This window comes from Achromobacter sp. (genome assembly GCF_036567245.1).
In the GTDB taxonomy this organism is placed as follows: domain Bacteria; phylum Pseudomonadota; class Gammaproteobacteria; order Burkholderiales; family Burkholderiaceae_B; genus Achromobacter.
Genome location: NZ_DATCUY010000704.1, coordinates 1 through 5982 on the forward strand (window position 1 = coordinate 1; position 5982 = coordinate 5982).

The following is a 5982-nucleotide window of genomic DNA, read 5'->3' on the forward strand; positions in this document are numbered from 1 at the left end:
AGGAAGGCGCGCGTGCGCTCGCTGGCGGGCGCCCCGAACAGACGCGCCGGCGGGCCGGACTCGACGATGCGGCCGGCCTCCGTGAAATACACGGTGTCGCTGACCTCTTCGGCAAAGCGCATTTCATGGGTGACCAGCACGCAGGTCAGGCCGTCCTGCACCAGTTCACGGATCACGGTCAGGACTTCACCGACCATCTCCGGATCCAGCGCGGAAGTCACTTCATCGAACAGGATCAACTCGGGCTGCAACGCCAGCGCGCGCGCAATCGCCACCCGCTGCTGCTGGCCGCCGGACAGCTCGCCGGGATAGGCGTCTTCCTTGTGCGCCATCCGCACCTTGGCCAGCAGCTCGCGCGCCCGCGCCTCGGCCTGCGCCCGCGGCAGCCCGGCCACCTTGATGGGCGAGATCGTCAGGTTCTGCAGCACGCTCAGGTGCGGGAACAGGTTGTACTGCTGGAACACGAAGCCCACGCGCCTGCGCAACCCAATCAGCTCGGACTCGGTCTTCAAGGCATCCACGCGCACGCCGCCGACCTGGATGCGGCCGCGCTGCGGACGCAGCAACCCGGTCATGCAGCGCAGGATGGTGGACTTGCCCGAACCCGAAGGCCCGATGATGGACACCGCCTGGCCCTGCTTGATCTCGACGTCTATGCCCTTGAGCACCTCGGTCTGGCCAAAAGCCAGGTGCACGTCCTGCAGGCTGACCAGCGGGGTCTGGGCGGCCGCTTGGAAAGCGGCGGCGCGCGCCTCGAATTCAATAATGCTCATGGCGTCTTTCCAGATACCGCGTCCAGCGCGCGATGGGATAGCAATAGGCGAAGAAAAGCGCCAATAGCGTGAAATAGACCAGTATGGTGAAGTCGGTGCGCGACACGGTATTGCTGGCCACCGTGGCCACATCGACCAGATCGTGCACGCCCACCAGCGAGGCCAGCGACGTGCTCATGGTGATGCTGGCGTACAGATTCATCCAGGAGGGCAACATCCGCCGCAGGCACTGCGGCAACACGATCATGCGGAAGATCTGCGAGCGCCGGAACGCCAGCGATTGCGCGGCCTCCCATTGGGCGCTGGGGATGGACTGGATCGCGCCGCGGAAAATCTCGGCCACATTGGCGCTGGCCGGCAGCCCCAGGCCGATCACCACCTTGATCCAGTCCGGAAACGGCAGGTTCCACCCGCCCAGCTTGAGCTCGAAGGGAAACACATAGGTGGTGAAGTACACCAATACCAGGATGGGCGCATTGCGGAACAGCAGCACGTAGGCGCGCGTCAGCCTGCGCAACAACGGCGACGGCGACAGCGACGCCGCGCCCACCACCAGCCCGGCCAGCGTGCCCAGCGCCATGGCCAGCACGCTGAGCTGGATGTTCATCGCCAGCCCGCGCAACAAGGCGGGCGACCACTGCCACAGCGCCCGCACCGCGGCCGGCGCCGTACCGGTGGCCGCCCAAGCCAGGTTCAGGGCCGCCAGCGCCAGGAATATTGCCAGCCAGGGATCGCGCAAAGCCGCCGGCAGCCGACGCCCCGCTGTCCCCGCCTGCAACACCAGATCATTGCCCATAGCCCGGCATCCTCAAATGCGCTTCCAGCCATCTCCCGCCCAGGCCAACCAGCCACGTCAGCAGGCCGAAATACAGCAGGATCAGCAGCAGCAGTTCCAACACGTTGTCGCGGTACGACCAGATCATGATGGATTCATAGGTCACGTCGCCCACCGCGATGGCCGAGGCGATGGCGGTCGTCTTCACCAGGTCCACCAGGTTGTTGACCAGCGCCGGCAAGGCAAAGCGCAGCGCCAGCGGCAACTGCACCTGGGTCAGGATCTGGCGCCGCGAAAACGCCAGCGAGCGCGCCGCCTCCATCGTCACCGCAGGCACCGCTTCGATGCCCGCGCGCAGGGCCTCGGCATGGAACACGCCCTTGTGCAGCGCCACCACGATCACTACCCAGGCGAACGGCGCTATCGGACTGCCGCCGCCCAGTTTTTGCGTGATCAGCATGTTCAGCACCAGGAAGGCGCAGTACAGCTGCACCAGGGTGGGCGTATTGCGCGTGACCTCCACGAAGGCCTGCAGCGGCCGGGCCAGCCAGGCGCGGCCGCTGGTCAGGCCCGCGGCGATCAGGACGCCGAACAGCAGGCTGGCCGGTATGGTCCACGCGCATAGCTGCAGCGTGACCAGCAGTCCGCGGCCAAATGCGGACAGCTCGCCCGCGTCCAGCACAAAGCTGTAGTTCAGGCCCAGCGGCTTGAAGAAACCGACCCAGGCTTGCAATGCCGATTCGAACATGCCCCGGCCCGCCTCAACTGCCCTGCTTGTACTTCGCGCGCAGTTCCTGCAGCAGCGGTTGCGGCGGAGCGATGCCCAGGCGCGTTTCGGTGGCGATCAGCCACCCCCTGCGGTGCCAGTCCTGCACCACCTTGTCCACGGCGGCGATGGTGTCGGCCTCGCCCTTGCGGGTCCAGACCACCGAGTTGGCCGGCAGTACCTCGGAGGCGATGGGCGCGTGGTAGTCCTTCCATTCCGGATTGCTGCGCAGCAGCGGCTGGATCAAGGTCGAGTCGTGCACGGCCGCGACGCACTGGCCGCCGCGCAGCGCCAGCAGCGAATCCGACGAACTCTTGTAGCCCTTGACCACCGCGCCGTAGTCCGCCGACAAAGGCCGCGCGAAGCTGCTGCCCTGCGACACGCACACCGGCTTGCCGCGCAGGTCTTCCCATTTGGCGATGCCGCTGGTCTTGAGCGTGGCGGCCGTGCCGCCCACCCGGAAGAACGGCGTAGGCGCATAGCCCAGGATCTCGGCGCGCTCGGGGTTCAGTTCCATGGACGCGATCAGCAAGTCCACCTTGCCGGAAATCAGGAACTGCGTGCGCGTGGCGGTCTGCACCTGCACCAGTTCCGCCTTCACGCCCAGATCCTTGGCGAGCTCGCGCGCCAACTCCGGATTCCAGCCCACCAGCTGCTGCGTGGCCGGATCCAGCGAGCCGAACACGCCGCCATTGGCCAGCACGCCTATGGTGATCGTTCCGCGTTCCCTGACCTTGTCCAGGGTGGCGTCGGCCTGCGCCGTGCCGGCGCCCAGGGCCAGCGCCAGGGAAATTGCGATGCGGGCGCCGCCCGGTGTCTTGCGAGTTGCCATGTCGTTGTCTATTGGAGAGCAGTGAACGGACCTCCATGCTGCTTGCCCACGCACGCCACGACAAAGAAGACTTTCAGATATGAATATGCGAGACGTCCGATTCCGCTAGAAGTCCACCGGCGCGCCCGTGCCCGGCGACGAGGCAGAGCCACACCGCCGCGTGTTCGGCAGAAACTGCTGTGGGTGGAGTGCCGGCGCTACAGGCCAGGTACGGTCTCGAAGCCGGAAAAGAAAGCGCAATGACCCGGATAGCCCGGCCGCGCGTCGCAAGCCTTGAGGCAGCCCGGCTTGCCGCCGGGGAAACTTGCCGAGACCGACATGCCGAAGCCGTAGGTGGGCGTCGTCACGTCGAAGCTGCTGTCGCACGTGGTCTGGGCGCTATAGGCGAACGTCATGCCCTCGCGCCGGCCATTGATGGCGAACGACACCTGGAAGCTGTCCAGGCTGCGCCAACCGGGCCGTGGCAGGACCAGGAAACGATAGTGCCTGGCATCCAGGCGTTGGCCGAAGATCTTCAGCTTGACCGTGGACGCATCGACCTTGGGCGAGGGATACGGCAATGCCAGCAACGCCCGCGGATCCCCCAGCACGCCCAGCTCGAAACCCAGGCCCTTTCGATAGAAGGGCACGTCGATACTGGGATAGCCCGAATACTCGACACGCTGCGCGGCGCCGCCGTACACATTCGACTTGGGATCATGGTCGGGTGCGCGGGCGAAGGTGACGTCCAGCGTCAGCGCGGCGTCCGCAGGGTTCGCGTCTTCGCTGCGCAGGTGCTTTTCAAAAACATCAGGTTGCGTCGCGCACCCCGCCATCAGCCCCGCCAGCAGCGCGGGCGCCGCCAAGCGCGACATGCTTCTTGCGGCCCGCCGGAACCTGGCGCGCGCCATCATCGGACCTCTCCGCGTTCCGGTGCCGGGACTGGCGATGAGTCCAGCCCCTGCCCCCGCAGTTGCCAGCCTTGCGCGGTCTGGTGCCAGCGGAAATTCCGGTTGATCCATTCGGCTTTCAGGTTGTCGTACAGGCGGCGCTGATCGATGCGGCGTCCCTCGTCATGCGTCTTGCGCGCAGTCGCATAGCTCTCGTCCCATAGCGGCTTGAAGGCCTTGCCCTGCATCGCCCTCGTGAATGGCACGCGCGCGTAGACACCCTCGTCCGCCCTGCTCAGACGGATCTCGTTGTCCAGCAGCAAGGCGCCGCTGCCATTGTCCGGCGATACCGACACCAGCATGCCTCCCGACGGTTGGTATTCCTTGGGCAGCAGCAGATGCTCGAACCACAGCACTTTCCCGGTCGACGTGACCAGCGCGCGCGAGCCCGCCGTAAACAGCAGCAAGTCCTGGCGCCCGGGCTGCGGCAGGCCCAGATCGGGATCGCGCGTGTCGATGGTCGGGCTCAGCACGCGCGCCAGCGGCGTGTCGTTCTGCACCGCGATCAAAATCGTGCCCACGCCCATGAAATCGTTCGACACGGCCAGCAGCACCGGCTGGCCGTCCATCGTCGGGCCCAGCGCGCGCACGTGGATGAACTCGTAGGCATTCAACGGCCGATAGGTATTGCCGCGGTATTTGATCTGGCGCAGCCGCGAATCTTCATATCCCTCGATCCGGAAATCGCCCATGGCCTCGCTGACCTTGCCCGTCGCGGGCGCCGCACCCTGCGCCTGCGCGGCGCCGGCCATCAACAATGCGAGCGCCAGCGCAATGCTGGCGGGGGCTTTGGCGCGATAGCTGGCGGGTGAACGGACAACAGGCACGGATTTTTTCTTGCTGGCAGGACGCATGTCGGAGTCCGCATTCTATCGCCACGCGGAACCCCTCATCAGAAAACAGATATCCACATGCGAATTCAATCGTTCTGGCCCGACTTCGCATCGGCCAGACTGCCTGTTTCCGTCAAGAAAAATCAGGAAACGCGATGTCCATACCCTCAGTCACAGGACTCGACCACTACATCATCCGGGTGCATGATCTGCAGGCCGCAACCGAGCAATATCAGAAGCTGGGATTCGCCCTGGCGCCGCAAGGCCGGCACCATCGCGGCACGCGCAACCAGACGCTGATCCTGGACGCCAACTACCTGGAACTGCTGGCCTTTCCGCCGGAACTGCGGGACCAGTCGCGCTTCGCAGGCTTTGACGACGCCTACGAAGGTCCGGTATCCGTTGCCCTGCAAACCACCGACAGCACCGCCGTCCACGCCGAGCTGGCCCGCCTGGGCATAGAGGCCGAACCGCCGCAGCGCGGCGGCCGGCCGGTGCACCTGCCCGAAGGCAGCGAGGACGCGGCCTGGAACAATACCCAGTTTCCCGCCGGACTGTTCGCGGTGCCTGACTTCTTTACCTGCGGCCATCTCACGCGCCATCTGGTCTACCGCCCCGAATGGCAGACTCACCCCAATGGCGCGCGCCGCATCGAGTCCCTGATCGTCTTACATCCCGCACCGCAAGCCCTGCGCCCCGCATATGAACGCGTGCTCGGCCCCATTGCCATCAGCGAGCTGCCGGAGCAGGGACTGCAGGTGCGGCGCGGCAGCCTGCGCATCGACTTCCTCAGGCCCGCCGCCTTCGAGCAACGCTATCCCCATGTGCGCGTGCCGGCGGGCCTGCCCACAAGCAGCCAGGGCGGCTGGTTCGCCGGCTCCGTCATCGGCGTGCGCGATATCGGGCAGACGCGTGCGTGGCTGGACAGTAAACAGGTCCCCTACCGCGCCAACGCGCAAGGCGAACTGGCCGTGGCGCCCGAGCATGCCGCGGGCGCGGTGCAAGTCTTCGTGCAGGAGGCATGATGGGCCAGCCCCTGCCCGACTACTGGAATTGCTTTTCCACCGACTACGC

The 5982-nt window shown here is 66.0% G+C and carries 7 protein-coding genes; 1 reads left to right on the forward strand and 6 read right to left on the reverse strand.

The window, feature by feature from the left end; genetic code table 11:
- The 6 genes from VIR09_RS30415 to VIR09_RS30440 all read right to left on the reverse strand — a co-directional run.
- Window positions 1-773: amino acid ABC transporter ATP-binding protein (locus tag VIR09_RS30415; RefSeq protein ID WP_332016257.1), on the reverse strand; the 773-nt coding region annotated here is incomplete at its 3' end.
- Window positions 760-1569 (reverse strand): amino acid ABC transporter permease, encoded by an 810-nt coding sequence (locus tag VIR09_RS30420; RefSeq protein WP_332016258.1) that lies wholly within the window; start codon window positions 1567-1569, stop codon window positions 760-762. The genes VIR09_RS30420 and VIR09_RS30415, both read right to left, overlap by 14 nt.
- Window positions 1559-2296 carry an amino acid ABC transporter permease gene (locus tag VIR09_RS30425; RefSeq protein WP_332016259.1) on the reverse strand — a complete coding sequence of 246 codons (738 nt, stop codon included), beginning with the start codon at window positions 2294-2296 and terminating at the stop codon, window positions 1559-1561. The genes VIR09_RS30420 and VIR09_RS30425 overlap by 11 nt, the downstream gene beginning before the upstream one ends.
- 13 nt (window positions 2297-2309) lie before the next feature.
- Window positions 2310-3146, reverse strand: a complete 837-nt coding sequence (locus VIR09_RS30430; protein WP_332016260.1) for a transporter substrate-binding domain-containing protein — start codon at window positions 3144-3146, stop codon at window positions 2310-2312.
- A gap of 197 nt (window positions 3147-3343) precedes the next feature.
- Window positions 3344-4000 (reverse strand): hypothetical protein, encoded by a 657-nt coding sequence (locus tag VIR09_RS30435; protein ID WP_332016261.1) that lies wholly within the window; start codon window positions 3998-4000, stop codon window positions 3344-3346.
- 35 nt (window positions 4001-4035) lie between these two features.
- Window positions 4036-4929, reverse strand: coding sequence for a hypothetical protein (locus VIR09_RS30440; protein ID WP_332016262.1), 894 nt, complete (start codon window positions 4927-4929; stop codon window positions 4036-4038).
- A 134-nt stretch (window positions 4930-5063) separates the two neighbouring features.
- On the opposite strand from VIR09_RS30440, the gene VIR09_RS30445 reads away from it, so the two are divergent.
- Complete coding sequence (locus tag VIR09_RS30445; protein ID WP_332016263.1) at window positions 5064-5933, forward strand: VOC family protein; 870 nt, start codon at window positions 5064-5066, stop codon at window positions 5931-5933.
- Window positions 5934-5982 lie beyond the last annotated feature (49 nt).

Coding starts and splice junctions, on each gene's coding strand:
- VIR09_RS30445 (WP_332016263.1), top strand. CDS start 5,064: ATGTCCATACCCTCAGTCACAGGACTCGACCACTACATCATCCGGGTG.
- VIR09_RS30440 (WP_332016262.1), bottom strand. CDS start 4,929: ATGCGTCCTGCCAGCAAGAAAAAATCCGTGCCTGTTGTCCGTTCACCC.
- VIR09_RS30425 (WP_332016259.1), bottom strand. CDS start 2,296: ATGTTCGAATCGGCATTGCAAGCCTGGGTCGGTTTCTTCAAGCCGCTG.
- VIR09_RS30430 (WP_332016260.1), bottom strand. CDS start 3,146: ATGGCAACTCGCAAGACACCGGGCGGCGCCCGCATCGCAATTTCCCTG.
- VIR09_RS30435 (WP_332016261.1), bottom strand. CDS start 4,000: ATGTCGCGCTTGGCGGCGCCCGCGCTGCTGGCGGGGCTGATGGCGGGG.
- VIR09_RS30420 (WP_332016258.1), bottom strand. CDS start 1,569: ATGGGCAATGATCTGGTGTTGCAGGCGGGGACAGCGGGGCGTCGGCTG.